Origin of the sequence: Amycolatopsis sp. VC5-11 (genome assembly GCF_037034185.1) — a bacterium.
GTDB lineage: Bacteria > Actinomycetota > Actinomycetes > Mycobacteriales > Pseudonocardiaceae > Amycolatopsis > Amycolatopsis nivea.
The window spans coordinates 48,275-65,119 of record NZ_JBAGKF010000025.1 but is presented as its reverse complement, the minus strand read 5'-3'; the positions used below and the strand labels follow the sequence as shown (position 1 = coordinate 65,119).

Annotated in this window: 17 protein-coding genes; 7 read left to right on the top strand and 10 right to left on the bottom strand. The window is 70.3% G+C overall.

Features of this window, described 5'->3' with window-relative positions:
- The first annotated feature begins 78 nt into the window (after nt 1-78).
- Nucleotides 79-1,557, top strand: coding sequence for an FGGY-family carbohydrate kinase (locus WA670_RS41200; protein WP_336161541.1), 1,479 nt, complete (start codon nt 79-81; stop codon nt 1,555-1,557).
- Here WA670_RS41200 and WA670_RS41195 read toward each other — a convergent pair.
- Complete coding sequence (locus WA670_RS41195; RefSeq protein WP_336161539.1) at nt 1,502-2,329, bottom strand: AraC family transcriptional regulator; 828 nt, start codon at nt 2,327-2,329, stop codon at nt 1,502-1,504. The two genes, WA670_RS41200 and WA670_RS41195, sit on opposite strands and share 56 nt — an antisense overlap.
- 39 nt (nt 2,330-2,368) lie before the next feature.
- On the opposite strand from WA670_RS41195, the gene WA670_RS41190 reads away from it, so the two are divergent.
- The 3 genes from WA670_RS41190 to WA670_RS41180 all read left to right on the top strand — a co-directional run bounded on the left by WA670_RS41190 (nt 2,369) and on the right by WA670_RS41180 (nt 4,585).
- On the top strand, nt 2,369-2,767 hold the full coding sequence (locus WA670_RS41190; protein WP_037818130.1) for an NUDIX hydrolase: 399 nt from the start codon (nt 2,369-2,371) through the stop codon (nt 2,765-2,767).
- A 198-nt stretch (nt 2,768-2,965) separates the two neighbouring features.
- Nucleotides 2,966-3,445 carry an MmpS family transport accessory protein gene (locus tag WA670_RS41185; RefSeq protein WP_037818131.1) on the top strand — a complete coding sequence of 160 codons (480 nt, stop codon included), beginning with the start codon at nt 2,966-2,968 and terminating at the stop codon, nt 3,443-3,445.
- A 369-nt stretch (nt 3,446-3,814) separates the two neighbouring features.
- Nucleotides 3,815-4,585, top strand: a complete 771-nt coding sequence (locus WA670_RS41180) for an ABC transporter permease (RefSeq protein ID WP_037818132.1) — start codon at nt 3,815-3,817, stop codon at nt 4,583-4,585.
- On the opposite strand, the gene WA670_RS41175 is transcribed toward WA670_RS41180, so the two are convergent.
- Both WA670_RS41175 and WA670_RS41170 read right to left on the bottom strand, forming a co-directional pair.
- Nucleotides 4,561-5,247 (bottom strand): histidine phosphatase family protein, encoded by a 687-nt coding sequence (locus WA670_RS41175; protein ID WP_336161535.1) that lies wholly within the window; start codon nt 5,245-5,247, stop codon nt 4,561-4,563. The genes WA670_RS41180 and WA670_RS41175 overlap by 25 nt on opposite strands.
- Nucleotides 5,248-5,269: 22 nt before the next feature.
- A complete protein-coding gene (locus WA670_RS41170; RefSeq protein WP_336161533.1) occupies nt 5,270-7,147 on the bottom strand; it encodes a Na+/H+ antiporter in 1,878 nt (625 codons plus the stop codon).
- Between the two features lie 60 nt (nt 7,148-7,207).
- On the opposite strand from WA670_RS41170, the gene WA670_RS41165 reads away from it, so the two are divergent.
- Nucleotides 7,208-8,617 (top strand): carboxylesterase/lipase family protein, encoded by a 1,410-nt coding sequence (locus WA670_RS41165; protein WP_336161532.1) that lies wholly within the window; start codon nt 7,208-7,210, stop codon nt 8,615-8,617.
- A 28-nt stretch (nt 8,618-8,645) separates the two neighbouring features.
- Here the strand turns inward: WA670_RS41165 and WA670_RS41160 are convergent, their stop codons facing one another.
- From WA670_RS41160 to rnhA, 4 genes are all read right to left on the bottom strand, one after another.
- Complete coding sequence (locus tag WA670_RS41160) at nt 8,646-11,285, bottom strand: glycoside hydrolase family 2 protein (protein WP_336161590.1); 2,640 nt, start codon at nt 11,283-11,285, stop codon at nt 8,646-8,648.
- A gap of 160 nt (nt 11,286-11,445) precedes the next feature.
- Nucleotides 11,446-11,820, bottom strand: a complete 375-nt coding sequence (locus tag WA670_RS41155) for a YchJ family protein (protein ID WP_442893165.1) — start codon at nt 11,818-11,820, stop codon at nt 11,446-11,448.
- Nucleotides 11,817-12,170, bottom strand: a complete 354-nt coding sequence (locus tag WA670_RS41150; protein WP_336161530.1) for a DUF1801 domain-containing protein — start codon at nt 12,168-12,170, stop codon at nt 11,817-11,819. Before WA670_RS41150 ends, WA670_RS41155 begins: the two co-directional genes overlap by 4 nt.
- A 310-nt stretch (nt 12,171-12,480) precedes the next feature.
- Nucleotides 12,481-12,960: a ribonuclease HI gene (gene rnhA, locus WA670_RS41145; RefSeq protein ID WP_037818141.1), complete on the bottom strand. Its 480-nt coding sequence runs from the start codon at nt 12,958-12,960 to the stop codon at nt 12,481-12,483.
- A gap of 91 nt (nt 12,961-13,051) precedes the next feature.
- On the opposite strand from rnhA, the gene WA670_RS41140 reads away from it, so the two are divergent.
- Complete coding sequence (locus tag WA670_RS41140; RefSeq protein ID WP_037818142.1) at nt 13,052-13,846, top strand: DUF1684 domain-containing protein; 795 nt, start codon at nt 13,052-13,054, stop codon at nt 13,844-13,846.
- Here WA670_RS41140 and WA670_RS41135 read toward each other — a convergent pair.
- From WA670_RS41135 to WA670_RS41125, 3 genes are all read right to left on the bottom strand, one after another.
- On the bottom strand, nt 13,839-14,498 hold the full coding sequence (locus tag WA670_RS41135; protein ID WP_051729512.1) for a hypothetical protein: 660 nt from the start codon (nt 14,496-14,498) through the stop codon (nt 13,839-13,841). The genes WA670_RS41140 and WA670_RS41135 overlap by 8 nt on opposite strands.
- Before the next feature lie 156 nt (nt 14,499-14,654).
- Nucleotides 14,655-15,209, bottom strand: coding sequence for a hypothetical protein (locus WA670_RS41130; protein ID WP_336161527.1), 555 nt, complete (start codon nt 15,207-15,209; stop codon nt 14,655-14,657).
- A complete protein-coding gene (locus WA670_RS41125) occupies nt 15,206-15,883 on the bottom strand; it encodes an MBL fold metallo-hydrolase (RefSeq protein ID WP_037818231.1) in 678 nt (225 codons plus the stop codon). Before WA670_RS41125 ends, WA670_RS41130 begins: the two co-directional genes overlap by 4 nt.
- Nucleotides 15,884-15,961: 78 nt before the next feature.
- Here WA670_RS41125 and WA670_RS41120 point away from each other — a divergent pair, with 78 nt between their 5' ends.
- Nucleotides 15,962-16,792, top strand: a complete 831-nt coding sequence (locus WA670_RS41120) for a YwqG family protein (protein ID WP_336161525.1) — start codon at nt 15,962-15,964, stop codon at nt 16,790-16,792.
- Nucleotides 16,793-16,845 lie beyond the last annotated feature (53 nt).

Here is a 16,845-nt window from a genome sequence, read left to right as displayed (position 1 = left end):
CTGGCTTCCTTGACACCCCGGTGACCGCAGAATACCGTCCCGGTAATCGTTTACCGTCCGATTGCCGGGGGTGCTGCGATGCAACCGGGCCCGTTGCTCGGCATCGACATCGGCACGTCCAGTTCGAAAGGCGTCCTCGTGGGTGCGGACGGCACTGTACTGGCGCGCGCCGCCCGCCCGCACAGCACCTCCCGCCCGCGCCCCGGCTGGTTCGAGCACGACGCCGACACCGTGTGGTGGGCCGGGTTCGCCGAGCTGGTGCGCGAATTGCTGGCCGGCGGCGAGAAACCCGCCGGGCTCGCGGTGAGCGGCATCGGCCCGGTGCTGCTGCCCGCGGACGCCGACGGCCGTCCGCTGCGCCCGGCGATTCTCTACGGCGTCGACACCCGGGCGGGTGCGGAAATCGCCGAGCTGACCGCCGAACTCGGCGAAGAGTCCATTGTGGAACGCTGCGGGAGCGCGCTGTCGAGCCAGGCGGTCGGCCCGAAGTGGCGGTGGCTGTACCGGCACGAATCCGACGTCGCCGCGCGGGCCCGGCAGTTCCTGATGGCGAGTTCGTACCTCGTGCGGCGGCTGACCGGCGAATACGTGCTCGACCACCATTCGGCGAGCCAGTGCGACCCGATGTACGACCTGCGCGCGGGCGGCTGGGCGGAGGACTGGTCCGCGCTCGTCGCGCCGGGGATCGACCTGCCGCGGCTCGCCTGGCCGACCGAGGTCGTCGGCACCGTCACCGCCGCGGCGGCCGCCGAGACCGGGTTGCCGGCGGGATTGCCGGTCACCTGCGGCACGATCGACGCGTGGGCCGAGGCGACCAGCGCGGGGGTGCGCGACCCCGGCGACACGATGGTCATGTACGGCACCACGATGTTCCTCGTCCAGGCCGTCGCCGAGGCCCGTCCGGTGTCCGGGCTGTGGGCGACGCGCGGGGTTCTCCCGGGCAGCTTTTCGCTGGCGGCGGGGATGGCGACGTCCGGCGCGATCACCGACTGGCTGCGGGAACTCTTCGACGGCGACTTCGCCGAGCTCGTCGCTTCGGCCGGTCGGGTTCCGGCAGGCAGCCGCGGATTGCTGATGCTGCCGTACTTCGCGGGCGAGCGGACTCCGGTGCCGGATCCGTTGGCGCGCGGCCTGATCGCCGGGCTGACCACCTCGCACGGCCGGGCGGAGCTGTACCGCGCGGCGTTGGAGGGGACGGCATACGGGGTGCGGCACAACCTTTCCGCGATGGGCGCTCCCGCGCGCCGGTTGGTAGCGGTCGGCGGCGGCACGCAGGGACGGGTGTGGACGGGGATCGTCAGCGATGTGACCCGGACGCCGCAGCATCTTCCGACGGAAACTGTCGGCGCGTGCTTCGGGGACGCGTACCTGGCGGCGGTGGCGATCGGGCTGGAGCCGGATATCGAGGCGTGGAACCCGGTTGCCGAGGTGATCGAGCCGGATCCGGTTCGGGCGGACCGGTACGACGAGTTTTACGCGCATTACCGAGCGTTGTATCCGGCTACCGTGGAGACGGCGCATTTCCTTGCGCGCCAACAGGATTTGGCGGCGGAGTGAGGCGCCCGGCGAAGTAAGCGCCCGGGGTGAGGCCGGTGAGCGCGCGGCATTCGCGGGTGAGGTGCGGCTGATCGGAGTACCCGGCTGCGACGGCCAGCTCGGCGAGGGTTGCGGTGGCGGGTGCCAACGCGATGGCTCGTTGCAGGCGCAGGATGCGCCGGTAGGTGGCCGGTCCGTAGCCGACCGCGAGGGTGAACAGCCGACGTGCCTGCCGTTCGCTTCGGCTCGGTTGAGCCGGAGGCCAGTCAGAGTGGTCGGCGGCATTCGATGACGGTCGCACGCCCGGGTGCGTCGATTGCCCAGCGGCGGGTGCTTCTCCTTCGCCTTGGCCCAGAATCCCGGCAGCCTCGGCGGCGAGGTGCGCCAGCATCCGCTCCACCACCGGATCCGCGGCAGCTGCCTGCTCCGTCGCGATGTCGGCCATCGCGTCGGCGAGGTCGCGGCCGCTGAGGATTTCGTCCGCGAGAGCCGCGCCGCGGCGGTTCCACAGGTCCGGCAGCGAGACGCGGCTGTCGCGCAGATCGTCCGCGCCCACGCCGAGCATCGCGGCCGCCGCGCCCGGCCGGAAGCGCAGGCCGCGCAGCCGCGTGCCGGGCGGGAACACCGACGTCCACGCAGTCGTGTCCGGTCCGGCCACGAACACCTGGCCGGCACCGGCGACCAGGTCCACGCAGCCGTCCGGGACGATCCGCTTCGGGCCGGGCTCGGCCGACTCCCAGCGGCACCGCACGAGGCGGCGCAGCGAGTGCGGCGGCGGGCTTTCCGAGTACACCCCGCGATCATCCCTCGCGGGTACGACAAAATGGCGCCCATGACCCCGATCGATGCCCTGGCCTGGGTCCACGTGCGGGACCGGCGGCTGCTGTCCGTCCGCACGACCGGCAAGGAAAAGTTCTATCTCCCCGGCGGCAAGCGCGAACCGGGGGAGGGCGACGTCGAGGGGCTGTGCCGGGAGATCCGCGAGGAACTGGGCGTCGCGCTCGACCCGCTCAGCTTCCGTTTCTTCGCGCTGCTCGACGAGCAGGCGGACGGATTCGCCGACGGCCGCCGCGTCCGGATGACCTGCTACACCGCCGACCACGCCGGCGAACCGGAGCCGTCGGCGGAGATCGCCGAGGCCGCCTGGCTGCGCGCCGCGGACGCCGCCGCCTGCCCTCCCGCCGGACAGCGCGTGCTGCGGATGCTGGCCGACGCCGGGCTCGTCGACTGATCACCCTGCGTCAACCGGGGGATGCGCGAGCGTCATCGGCATCGTGCGTGGTGATCGCGCTCGTACGCGCACGTCCCCTACCCCCATCAGGGTGAAATGGAGCTGATTTTCTCGGGTTGGCTAACGCCGTGTAACGGTCTGGCGAAGAACCAGACGTCGCACTCGCGGGAAGTGCGCTCGAGAAGAGAAGACCTCTCCATGGGTGTTCCTGGCGCGACCCGGCCCACGGCGGCCCGGGGGGAATCGGGCAGGCTGCGGCCGCTCGGAAGCGCGGTGGTCGTGGTCGGCGTCATCGCCGTCGCGGTCACTGTCGCGTGGTACGTCATGCCGAAAGCGACCCCGGACCGGCCCGCACCGGCCGCGTCGGTGCCGTCGGTGACCGTCGAACCCGCGATCGTGCGCGAGGTGACCCGCACGGTCGTCTACGAACTGGCCGGCGAGGACGTCGCGCACAACCTCACCTACGTCGCGACCGGCGGCGACCTCGAACAACAGGCCGAGGTGCGGCTGCCCTGGTCGGTGACCGTGCAGCGGAAGGCTCCCGCCGAGCAGCCGGTGTTCAGCAGCCTGGTCGCGCAGAGCACGGGGGCGCTGCTGTGCCGGATCCGGGTGGACGGGCAGGTGGTCGCGGAGAAATCGGTGGCCGGGGAGGGGCGGCAGCTCAGCTGCAGCGCCTGACTCAGGTTGGAAGGCCTCCGGGGGCGCGGGGCATCGGCGGAGCGGACCCGCCTGCTTGCGGCACGCCAAGTTGTTCTCGCGGAAGCGCGTGATCGGGGCGGTGTGAAGCTCTCCGGGGCCGCGCAGGCATCGGCGGGACGGATCCCGCCCGGCTGCAGCGCGCCGAGTTGCTCTCGCGGAAGCGTGTGACCAGGGCGGCTTCAAGCTCGCCGGGCCGCGCAGGTGGCAGAGCGAGCCCGTCCAATCGCCAGCACGCCAAGCTGTCCTCGCGAACCTTCGCCGTGCCCGCCCGGGAAGCCCCGCAGCGTCGACGAGCGAAAGCGGCCCGCTTCACCGCCCCGAACCCGGGCCTGCGGCAGGATCACCCCCGTGAACGGTGCGATCGGATTCGGGCCCGCGCTGATCGCCGTGCTCGTGGTGCTGGCGCTCGCGGGCGCGGCGGTCGTCCGGTTCGGGCAGCTCGGGCAAGGGCGGGCGGTGCTCGTCGCGGCTGTCCGCGCCGTGGGGCAGCTCGCGCTCGTTTCGCTGGTCATCACGGTGATCCTGCGGTCGGGCTGGCTGACCGGCCTGTTCGTCCTCGCGATGTTCTCCATCGCCGCCGCGACGTCCGCCGGCCGGATCGGGGTGCCGCGGCGGATCGGGTGGGTCGCGCTTTCGCTGGCGTCCGGCGTGCTTCCGGTGCTGGCGCTCGTGCTCGGGTCGGGCGTCGTTCCGGCGAAGCCGATTGCCGTCGTGCCGGTCGCAGGGATCGTGATCGGCGGCTCGATGACCGCGACCTCGCAGGCGGCCCGCCGTGCGCTCGACGAACTCAAGCAACGCCACGGCGAGTACGAAGCCGCTCTGGCGCTGGGATTTCTGCCCCGGCACGCCGCGTTGGAGATCTGCCGTCCGTCGGCGGGGCACGCGTTGATCCCGGCGCTCGATCAGACCCGGACGGTCGGCCTGGTGACCTTGCCGGGCGCGTACGTCGGCGTGCTGCTGGGCGGGGCGAGCCCGCTCCAAGCCGGGACGACGCAGGTGCTGGTGCTCATCGGGCTGCTGGCCGCGGAGGCGATCGCGGTGCTGGTGACGGTACAGCTCGTCGCGGCGGGGTTCGTCCGCCGCGACGAGCGCGCTCAGCCGAGCGGGGCGGCCAAGTGAGACCGGTCGTTGAAGCCGCGGATCAGCCAGTTCTCGCCGTGCACCACGAGGTGCGAGATCGAGCCGTTGTCCGCGCCCAGGAACGCGAACCGCTCCAGCGCGCGGCTCGCCTGCGCGAACGCCTCGCCGATCACGCCGCCGTGGGTGAACACCGCGACCCGCTGGTCCGGATGCGCCGCGGCGATGCGGGTGATGGCGGCCCGGATCCGCAGGCCGAACGCCTCGTCGGATTCCGCGCCGGGCAGGACGTCCCACCGCTGTTCTTCCCACAGCTTCCGCGCGAGCGGATGCCCCTCGGCGGTGTGCTTGCGGAACAGCCCGTTCTCCCATTCGCCGAGGTTGATCTCGCGCAGGTCCGGCTCGACGGCCGGGGTGAGGCCGAGCTTTTCCGCCAGCGGCGCGGCGGTCTGCGCGGTGCGCCGCAACGTGGTGACGTACAGCGCTTCGATGCGTTCTGAGGCCAGCCGCTCGCCGACGCGGGCGGCGTGGTCGCGGCCTTCCGGCGCGAGGTCCGGGTCGGCCTGTCCGTTGACGAGATCGAACGGCTCGCTGAGCCGTTGCGGCATCGATTCCCCGTGGCGCACCAGGAAAATCTCGGTGGCGCCCGAGGGCGGGCTGAAGCGGTGCTGGCGGTACTCGACTTCCTGTTCGGGCGTGCTCATGCCCCGACCCTAACCGGTCGGCTCACCCGAGTTGCTTGTCCACGAAGCACCACCGCCACGTCTCGCCCGGCTCGAAGCTGCGCATCACCGGGTGCAGGGTTTCGTGGAAGTGCTGCGAGGCGTGCTTGCCCGGCGACGAGTCGCAGCACGCGACGTGCCCGCACTTGAGGCACATCCGCAGGTGCACCCAGGTCATCCCGGCCTCGACGCATTCGGCGCAGGAATCCCGGGTGCTGGGCTCCTTGTCCGGCCATGCGTGGCTGAGGTGCTTGCAGGACCCGGCCGTGGCGGCGGGCGTGCTGAGTTCGCGTTCGGCCACCGGGGGTTCCTCCTCGTCGCGGTCGAGCATGGATTCTTCGATGTCGAGGCGAGCCAGCACGCGGCGCAGCACCGCGTCGTCAGCACTGCCCCGGTCGCGTGCCTTCAGGAACACGTCGCGTTCGGCTTCGAGCAGCTGGACGCGCAGCCGACGGTAGGCGTCGCTGGGGGTTTCCGCGAGCGTGCTCTGCCTGCCGAGCTGTTCCCACGCGGAGTCGGACCGGTCCTGCAACCGGTCGCGCAGCCGCTCGATCACCTCGGGCGGGTCTTCCGGGCGGCGCAGTTCCTCCAGCTTCGCGAGCGCGGCGCGGGTCATGTCGTGCAGCACGGCGGCTTCCTGCAGCGCGTCCTCCGCCGGGTCCGGCCGGGGCAGCCGCAGGCGGCGGATCAGCGGCGGCAGCGTCATGCCCTGCACCGCGAGCGTCCCGGCCACCACGACAACCGCGGCCAGCACGAGCACCGCGCGCTGCGGAGTGTCCGCGGGCAGCACGAACGCGGCGGCGAGCGTGACCACGCCGCGCATCCCGGCCCACGCGATCACCGCGGAATAGCGCCACGGCCACACCTTGCCGCGTTCCAGGCCCAAGGTTTTCAGGAGCCGTTTCACCACGCCGATGCCGACCATCCACAGCATCCGCGTGAGGATCGTCGCGGCGAGCACCGCGGCGCAGATCCCGGCGAGCTGCCACAGCGACAGCCCGCTCTTGCCGACCTCGTGCAGGATGCCCCGCACCTGCAGGCCGATCAGCAGGAAGACCATGTTCTCCAGCAGGAACTGGACGGTCTCCCAGTTCAGCCTGCTGGCCAGCCGCGACGGACCGGACTGGATCCGCGGCGTCTGGTGCCCCTGGATCAGCCCGGTGACGACCACCGCCAGCACGCCGGATCCGTGCACCGCCTCGGCGAGCAGGTACGCCGCGAAGGGAACCGCGAACGACAGCGCGGTGTCGGTGATCGTGTCTTCCAGCTTCGCGCGCACGTACGTCACGATCAGCCCGACGAGGAAGCCGACGACGATCCCGCCGACGGCCGCGAGGAGGAAGTCGAGACCGACCTGCCAGAGGCTGACCGCGCCGGCGATCGCCGCGATCGCGGTCCGCAGCGCGACGAGCGCGGCGGCGTCGTTGAAGAGGCTTTCGCCCTCCAGCAGCCGGACGAGCTTGCGCGGCATCCCGACCCGCCGGGCGACCACGCTCGCCGCCACCGCGTCCGGCGGCGCGACGACCGCGCCCAGCGCGATCCCGGCGGCCAGCGGCAATCCCGGCACGACCAGCCAGGCGACCAGCCCGACGCCGAACGCGGTGAACACCACCAGCCCGACCGACAGCAGCGCGATCGGCCCGCGCAGCTTGCGGAACGCGACGAGCGACGTCTGGATCGACGCGGAGTACAGCAGCGGCGGCAGCAGCCCGATGAGGACGATCTCCGGGTCCAGTTCGTACTGCGGCACCCCCGGGACGAACGACACCCCGACGCCGACCGCGACCAGGCACAGCGGAGCCGACCAGTCCATCCGGCGCGCGACGACGGTCACCAGGAGAACCGTCAGGACCAGCGCCACCAATTCCGCTGCGATTTCCACCGGACAATCATCGCCTGCGGTCCCGGAGCACGCGCGGGGGCCAGCGTTAGGCTGCGGTTCGTGACGACGGTGGAGACGCGGGCCGGTGCCGTCCGCGGCGAGGTGCGGGACGGAGTCGGGTTTTTCCTGGGGGTGCCGTTCGCGGAGCCGCCGGTGGGGGAGCTGCGGTTCCGCCCGCCGGTGCCGGCGGCGTCCTGGACCGGGGTGCGCGACGCGACGGAATTCGCGGCCAAGGCTCCGCAGCCTGACGTGACCGGGAAACGCTTCGTCGGCGACGAGGACTGCCTGTACGTCAACGTCTACGCGCCTGAAGCACCCGGTTCGTACCCGGTGCTGGTGTGGATCCACGGCGGGGGCGGGGTGATGGGCGCGCCGCACCAGTTCGACGCGTCCGCGTACGCCCGCCGCGGCGTGGTCGTCGTGACCGTCGCGTACCGGCTCGGGGTGCTCGGCATGCTCCGGCTTCCTGGCGTTTCCGACGGGAATCTCTCGCTGCACGACCAAGTGCTGGCGCTGGAATGGGTCCGCGACAACGTGGCCGCGTTCGGCGGCGACCCGCGGCGCGTCACCCTCGCCGGGCAGTCCAACGGCGGCCGCACCGTGGGGACATTGCTGGCGGTTCCGGCCGCGAAAGGGCTGTTCGGCCAGGCGATCGTGCAGAGCGGCACCGGGGTCGGTTCGGTCGTGCACACTCCGGCCGAGGCGGAAGCAGTCGGCGAGGCGGTGCTGGCCGAACTGGGCGATGGCGACCTGCGCACGTTGCCGGTCACGGAGATTTTGACCGCGCAGCAACGGGTCACCGCTCAACTCGGCACGCTCGTGACGTACCGGGTGGTGGTCGACGGAGATCTCCTGCCGCAGCGGCCCGGCGAAGCGGTCGCGGACGGCGCGGCCCGGGAAGTCCGGATCCTCACCGGCACCACGGCCGACGAGCAGGATCTGTTCTCCTGGCTGCAAACCGGCGGCGCGAAACTGCTCGGCACCGGATCGACGATGCTCGAACCGGACGTGATCGCGCGGATGACCGAGGCGTACCGCGAACTGCTGCCGGACTGGCCGGAGGACCAGCTGGTGAACCGCGTCCGCACGGCGGGGGACTGGTGGCTGCCAGCCATCCGGCTGGCCGAAACCCAGCACGCGGCGGGCGGCACGGCGTGGATGTACCGGCTGGACTGGCGGATCGCGCCGCGGGGGAAGGGCCTCGGCGCGGCGCACGGGGTGGACCTGCCGTTCGTGTTCGACGACGTCCGCAACCCGAATTGGCGCTTCCTGTTCGCCATCGCCCGCCCCGATCCGGAACGGCTGCGGGCGATGGCGGAGGAGATGTTCGAGACGTGGGTCCGGTTCGTGGCGACCGGCGATCCCGGCTGGGCGGCTTACACCCCCGAGGACCGCGTGACCCGGTTGTTCGACGACGTGAGCACGACCGTGTCCGATCCGGATTCCGGACAGCGGCGGCTGTGGGGCTAGCGAGCCACGCCCGCTAGCCCCGCCGCGCTTACGCGTGGACGGTCTGCGTGCCGGTGTTCCAGCCCGCGACCCGCACCGACGGAGCCGAACCGTGCAGGTCTGCCGTGCGGTAGGTGGCGGTGAGCGTCACCGATTCGCCCGGCCACAGGCTGACCTGGTTGTCCGACCAGGACACCGGGAGCACCGGCGTGCCCGTGCTGTCCACCAGGTGCGTGTCCACCATGAACGCCGGGGTCTTGCCCGACGAGGTGTTGGTGAGCTTCACCGTGGTGACGGTGGTGCCGTCCGGACCCGGAGCGGAGGTCGCCGCGGTCGCCACCTTCGCCGCGCCCAGCTTCGACAGCCCGGACAGGTCCGCGTAGGACGACGTCGGCGTGTAGTACCAGTCCGACTTGCTCCAGTTGAGCTTGTCGTCCTTGGTGGACAGCCAGTACACGTTCCGGCTGACCTCCTTGCCCGCCGAATCGGTGAGCACCAGCTTCGCCAGGTAGGTCGAGGAAAGCCCGCTGACCGAACCGATGTCGAGCGCCTTCGCGTGCGCGCCGCCGCCGTTGACCGAGAAGTTCTTCTTGGTCTTCGAGAACTTCTTCGTGCCGTCGGTGTTGAACAGCTCGACGCTGGCGGTCAGGCCGGACGCCTTCTTCGTGGTGGAGTTGACCACCTCAGCCGCCTTGGTGTCGTACGAGTACTGGATGTGCAGCGGCTCGTTCGCCTTCTTGGCCCCGAAGTAGGAGCCGTTCTGGTCGAGGTAGGCGTCGAACAGCTGCCAGTGCAGCGACGTCCAGCCGCTGTTGAGCATCCAGTAGATGAGCCCGGTCGACGGGTCCTTCGAGTCGGTGAAGTTGCGGGAGTGCGATTCGAACTCCGCGCGGACGTTCTCGTACTGCGCCAGCTGCGCCTTGCGGACGAAGTCGTCCAGGCTCGTCGGCTTGCCGTAGCGGCCGGCCAGCGCGTCGCCGAAGATCTTCAGGTTGGCGAAGGTCTCCGACTCGGAGCGGTGGTACTGCGGCGCGGACGGGTTCTTCCAGAGCGTTTCCAGCTCGGCGGGCGTCATCATCCGCTTGAGCGTGTCCATCGTCGGGATGTCCGGCCCGGCGCTGGTCTCGGAGTTGAAGTTCCACGCGCCGCCCGCGTCCTTGTGCGCCTTGTCGTACCAGTAGTTCGGCGGGACGTAGTCGTACGGGCCGTTCATCTTCATCCCGGACGGGCCGAGCTTCGGCGACGCCTTGGCCGACGCCGCGGAGATCACCGCCGCGGGCCAGTCCGCCGCCGACAACGCGTCGAGGTAGCCCTTTTCGATCCGCGCGTCGGGCGCGAAGTCGCTGCCGATGTGGAAGGACAGCACGCTCGGGTGGTCGCGCAGCCGCTCGGCCTCGGCGGTCATCGACGCCTTGGCGACCGGGTAGTCGGCCTCGGTCCACGGCTCGCCCTTCTCGTCGCCGTTGACCTGGCCTTCCCACTTGTCGCAGCATTCCCAGCCGGGCATGGTCAGCACGCCCATCCGGTCCGCGAGGTCGAAGAACGCGTCGGGTTCGATGTGGCCCTCGAGCCGCACCGTGTTGAGGCCGAGGTTCTTGACGTAGGCGAGCTTGTCCGCCGCCCGGCCCGCGTCCCAGCGCAGCAGCAGGTCGGGGGACCAGCCGCCGCCCTTGATCATCAGCGGCTTGCCGTTGACGACGTACTGCCGTCCGCCGCTGGAGTTCAGCGGAGCCTTGACGTCGCGGATGCCGAAGCTGGAGTGGCTCGCGTCGGACGTGGTCCCGCTGACGCTCGCGGTGAGGTCCAGCTGCTGCATCGGCTGGCCGCCCATGCCGGCGGGCCACCACACCAGCGGCTTGTCGACGCCGATCACCGGGAAGGTGACGGTCTTCTTTTCGTGCGCGGCAAGGGAAACGTCCTGGCTCACCGGCTTGCCCGCGACGGTGCCGGACACCGTGGTGCGGACCGGCTCGTCGGAGTCGTTGCGGACGTCGGCCTTCGCGGTGAGGTCGGCGTGGTCGAGCGCGGGCACGTTCAGCTTCGTGACGACGTGCGCGCCGCGGAGCGCGACCGGCCCGCTGTGCCGGACGACGACCTCGCGCGCGAGCCCCATGTTCTGGTCCGGCGGGGTCTGCGCCCAGTCGATCCAGCCCATCGACAGGTCGTTGTTCGGGTCGTTCGGGTAGACCTTGAACGCGACGCTGTTGACGCCCTCGTGCACCTGCTTGGTCACGTCGAGGTCGTGCCGGGTGTAGGGGCCGTTGACCTCGTCCTTGGTGGCGACGCGGGCGCCGTTGACCCAGACGTCGGCCTTGGACAGCACGCCGCTGACGTCGAGGTAGGTGCGCTGGGACGGGTCGGCGACCTTGATGTCGGCGCGGTACCACCACGGCACCTTGAAGTCCGCGGCCGGCACGTTCTTCATGTTCGTGGAGTAGAACGGGTCGGAGTAGCGGCCGTTGGCGAGCAGCCCGGCGTACACCGTCGACTGCGAGCCGACCGGGTACCAGCCCTTGGCGTCGAAACCGGGCTTCGACACCGAGGCGTCGTCGGGCACCTTGGCCGAGGACTGGATCAGATAGCCGGGGATCGCGGCCTGCCCGGGTTCCGGCCCGGCCGAAGCGGCCCCGGCGACTCCGGGGATCAGCGCTGCGGTCAGGGCGGCGACTGCTAACAGCCGTCCGGGCATTCTTGGCCGGCGTGGGGTCACGAGCGGTCCTCCTCGGGCTCCTGGCGGCGGCGATTGTTAGTAAAGTTCCTTAACGATTGCCGGTGATAGTAGCCGCCCGGAGGAGCCGGGAACAGACCTCGACGGGGTCTTTTCGCCCGATTTTCGCCTGCGGTTCCGCCTAGAGCGCGTCGACGTAGTACCAGCGCCCGCCCTCGTGGACGAACCGGCTGTTCTCGTGCTGCGAGTCGTCACGGCCCTGGTAGCGGTAATGCGCGCGGAACTCGACGGTGCCCTCGTTCTGCAGCAGCGATCCGCCGGTCCGGCCGAGGATCTCCAGCCGGGTCCACTCCTGTGCGGGGTCGAGCCGCAGCCGCTTCGGACGGGTGTCCGGATGCCAGATATCGAGCAGGTACTCGGGCTCCCCGACGGCGAACGCGCAGTAGCGGGACCGCATCAGCAACTCGGCCGTCGGAGCGTTCTGGTCGCCGCGGTGGAACCGGCCGCAGCAGTCGGCGTAGGGCTCGGGCAGCCCGCAGGGGCAGGGGTTCGTCACGCTGCTGATTCTGTCTCCAGCGCGAGAGCCTGCTGCACCCAGGCGGCGATCTGCTCGGCGTCGACGTCCTCGGCGCTGCGCAGCTTCACGTGGGCCATCTCGCGGGCGCTCGGTTCGAGACCGCCGCCCTCGATCAGTTGGCCGCGCCAGAAAGCGAGCGTGACGTATGAGCTGTAGGCCTTCGCGAGGCAGACCGGGTTCTTGCCCGCTTTCCAGGTAGGCGCGCCGTGGTAGAGCACGGCCGGTTCGGGCATCGCGTTGTCGAGCGCGGGCAGGAGAGCGGCGTAGACCTCGCGGAGCACTTCAGGCTGCGCGGCGACGTACTCGGCGACGGTCGTGAACTTCGGCATGGCTGGTCCTCTCGGCTTTCTGGTGCTGCCGAGCCTGCCTGCCGATGGTTATTACTGTCAAGACTAATTTTTTTGTCGGTGGACGGCATTGCTCGGACGACCACGATCGCGATCGATGGCTCATCCGGCACCGGGCGGGCCGCGACGACCAGATCGTGCGTCGACGTGAGCCCTGCCAACCGGTGCGCACCTTCGCGGGTCAGAACACTGTCGACGATGTCCGCCGGAGGACGGGATCCCGCATGCGCAGCCACCGTGTCATGAACTCGCCGAACCGGTACGGCCAAGCTCGCGAGTCGATCCGCACGGCTCAGCCGCGAGCCCGGCGCACTCCGGCCGCGGCGGCTTCCTGCGATCCCTTGACCGCGAGCTTGTCCGCGCGCTCGTTCTCCGGAAGTCCGGCGTGGCCCTTGACCCACAGCCACTCGACCTCGTGCTGCTGACAGGCGGTGTCGAGGCGCTGCCACAGGTCGGCGTTCTTGACCGGCTGCTTCGCCTGCGTCTGCCAGCCGTTCTTCTTCCAGCGCGGCATCCACTGGAGGATGCCGTTGCGGACGTACGTGCTGTCGGTGTAGATCCGCACCACCGACGCGCGGGTGAGGCTTTCCAGCGCGCGGATCGGAGCCATGAGCTCCATGCGGTTGTTGGTGGTGACGGTGTCCTCGGCTCCGTACAGCTCGCGCTCGTGCTTGCCGTAGCGCAGCAGCGCGCCCCAGCCGCCCGGTCCGGGATTGCCGCTGCACGCGCCGTCGGTGTAGATCTCCACGGCCTGTTCCGTCTGCTCCGCCACGCGGCGACCCTACCGTTCCCACGTGCTGGGAGCCGGAATGCCATGCCGGGTCCGGTGTTGTCCCCTGGACACTCACGGAAGGGATCCGGACATGGCGGTGGAGTTCGCACAGGCGTGGCAGGACTGGAAAGCGGAACGGGAAAAGACGCTGGCCGATCCGTACGGCTGGCTGGCCCTGGTGTCGCTCGACTGGCTCGAAGATGCGCCCCGGACCTACCCCGGCCTGCCCGGCCGATGGTGGCAAGACGCCGAAGCCGCGTACGTCGATCCGGACGGCGGGGAGTTGCGCCACGAAGGCACCTTGCTGACTGATGTCCACCGCTTCGAGCTAGTGAACAGCGGCGCGGGCACCCGGGTCACGGCCGGTTCGGTGGAAATCGAGATCGCCCGCCGGTCGGGGTACTTGATCCGGGTGCACGATCCGAAAGCCCCTGTGCTGCAAGCCTTCCACGGGGTCCCCGCGTACGAACCCGATCCGGCTTGGGTTCTGACTGGCCGTTTCGAGCCGTTCGACGAGCCCCAGCCGACGACTGTGGGAGCGGTTGTGGAGGGACTGTCGCATGTCTACACGGCACCTGGGCGGGTTGTCTTCGAGCGGGATGGGGTTGAGTACACGCTTACTGCGTTCAATGGGAAGACTGGCGGGTACAGCATTCTTTTCACTGATGCGACTAGCGGGGTGACTACCTATGCCGCCAACCGTTCGCTGCCGGTCGCCGAGGCTGGCGCGGACGGGACGGTGACGCTGGACTTCAATCGGGCGGTGAATCTGCCGTGTGCGTTCACGGACTTCGCTACGTGCCCGTTGCCGCCGGAGGGGAATCATCTGCCGTTCGCGGTGGAGGCGGGCGAGAAGCTGCCTTACGAGCGGCAGCAGGCTATTTGATCGGCTCGGCGCTGTCCCCGGCCAGAAGCAGCTGCGGCACCTGAGTAAGCGTCCAGCCGGACCCGGCCGGGGTCAGCACCCAGACGACGTCGAACCGTTCGTCCGGCCACTTCTGCGGCGCAGCAACCCCGAAGGCAGCCGCGAGGGCGGGAATCTCCTCGTGCTGCCAGCTGATCAAGGTCGGCTCCGTCCGCCGGGCGACCTCGGCCGCGAGTGCGCTCTCGCTGCCCTTGGCATAAGTGGTGAGGACGGTTTTGCCCAGCCGCTCCGCCACCGGTCCGGCCGTCTCCCTGGGCCGGGTGCCCTCGCCGCCGTTGCCGCCTGCCGCGTAGACAGCGGTCGGGCGAGCGAGGCCTTCCCTCAGTGAACCTGTCGCTGGCGCGAACAACTCGACGAGCGCACCGGCCCGGGTCCAGCCGCGAACAGTCAGGGAATGGGAATCGGGGCTGCCGTTCACGTCAATCCCTTGCGGCCCGGTCGAACCGGACGGCTTCTCGGCGTGCCGGATGATCATCACCCGCGCCCCGCCGGGCTGGGCAGGCGGCATGGCGGCGGCTTTGGCTTGCTTTGACGCGCAGCCGGTGATGAGCAGTGCTGCGCTGCCCGCTGCGCCGCCGAGCAAGGTCCGCCGTGACCACAGTTGCGCTGTCATGCCGCTCCCCGAGTGCTGTGAAGTTGACCTTCGCCTGAGTACTCGGGGGAGGTGGCTTGGGCAACGCGCCACGCGCGGGTGCGGCCGAATCCCGTTGGCGGGCTTGGGATTTCCGGAGCGTCCTGGCCGACAGGGGACAAAACGAGCGCCTCCCGGTCACCCCCGGAGTTCGCGGTCCGCTGGCGGAAGCCAGTCGCGATCGGGCAACGGGAGGCGTCCGCTGCGCACGTCCAGGTCGGCCCGGGCGTGCACGTAGAACTCGTCCCGCTTGGCTCCGATGGCGTGATAGAGCCCGATGAAGTCGTCATGGCTCATCGTTTTGCCCCGGGCGACCCAGCTGAGCTTCCAGACGGTCTCGTGCCAGCGGCGTCCGGCGTCGACTGCGGCCGGGGAACCGAGAAGCAGCACGGTTTCCCATTTGGTCGCGCGCTCGTTCTCGGCGTCGGCGAGGGCGGCCAAACCCTCCTCGAGGTCCACGGGCAGCGCGCCCGCCGGGTAGCCGCGGGTCGCGGCGATCCGATAGGACAATTGCGCGCACGATTTCAGCGCGGTGGCGTACTCGGCGTAGGCGCTGAGCCGCTTGTAATCCCATCGCGTCGAGTACTGGCGGCGCCACTTGCTGCGCTCGACCAGCGTCGTCGCGGTGAACGAGGCCGCGGCGCCCAGGAGCACCGCGGCCAGCGTCAGGAGTTGCTGAACAGCGGGGTTCACCAGCCGCGTTCGCGCCACTCCGCCAGATGCGGACGCTGCTCGCCCAACGTCGAGTCGTCCCCGTGCCCCGGATAGAACCACGTGTCGTCCGGCAGTTCGCCGAAGATCCGCGTCTCCACGTCGTCCAGCAGCGACTTGAAGTCCTCCGGCGAGCCGGTCTTCCCGACCCCGCCCGGGAACAGCGAATCCCCGGTGAACAAGTGCGGGTGGCCGGACGGATCCCGGTACAGCAGCGCGATCGAACCCGGCGTGTGGCCGCGCAGGTGGATCACCTCCAGCGTCACCGTGCCGACCTTCAGGGTGTCTCCGTGTTCGACCAGGAAGTCCGGGGGGACCGGCAGCGGTTCCGCGTCCAGCGGGTGCGCCGCGGTGTTCGCGCCGTTCGCTCCGGCTACCGCGCCCAGTGCCTGCCAGTGGTCGGGGTGCTGGTGGGTCGTGACGACGGTGCGCAGCGCGGGGCGGTCGGGGCCGTGGCCGATCAGGTCCGAAATGCGTTCCGGGTCGTTGGCCGCGTCGATCAGCAGCGCTTCGTTCTCCTCGCGGCACACGAGCAGGTACGCGTTGTTGTCCATCGGGCCAACGGAGAGCTTGGTGATGGTGAGCCCGTCCAGCGTCCGGCGGGCGGCGTCGCCGCCCGGTTCGACGTGTCCGGTGTACGTGTCGGCGATGTTCACGAGGTCCCACCGTAGCCGGATCACCCATGCGGTGGCCACGCGGCCGTTTTTGTCGGTGCCTGCTGTCAAGATCTCCCTATGACCTCTTGGATCGACCCGCTCGCCAAGCTGGCGCGCGAGAACCTTCCGCCGGACGTGGCCGAGGCATGGGAAACCGTGTTCCGGCCCGCGGTGCGGCTGAGCGCCGGTGGGAACGGGGCGCGCGTCGGGTCTCTCGGCGGGAACCCCGCGCTGCCCGCGGACGTGGAGTGGCCCGTCTGGCGGGGCGAGCTGCCGATGAACTTCGTCGCCTCCGTGGACTGCGCTGCGCTGCCTCGGGTGCCTGGCGGGATCGAGTTGCCCGCGTCGGGTTCGTTGCTGTTCTTCTACTGCGACGACTGGTTCGAGGCCGATGGGCCGGTCGATCTGACTTCTCTCGGCGGGGTCGTGGTCGTCCCGGCCGGTGCCGAGACCGCGGAACGGGCCGCGCCGGAGGGGGTCGAGGTTTATCCGCGGCTCGAGGTGTCCGGGGAAATCGTCGGCACCTTCCCGAACTCCCAGCAGGAGGTGCTGCGCCGCACGCTCGCCCGCGACGGGCTGCCGCTCTCCGACCCGGACAACTGGTCGGAGGAGTTCTTCGACCTGCTCCGCGAGTCCTCAGCCGCGCCGTACCACCAGATCGGCGGCTGCTCCTGGCCGGTCCAAGGGCCGCCGGAGGACGAGGTCGCCGCGGCGGTCTTGCCGGAGGACGCGTCGGAATCCGCCCTCGCCGACGAGGCGTTGCGCTGGGTCGTGCTCGCCCAGATCGACAGCGACGGCGACGCTGGCCTCACGTGGGGTGACGTCGGCGTTCTGTATTGGCTGATCCGCGAGGACGACCTCGCCGAGGGCCGGTTCGACCGGGTGCGGTGCGTTATGCAGAGCGGGTGAGCCCTTACCTGCGTCGGTGTCGTGTCGGCGATTGTGGGCTGGCGTGCTGCGGG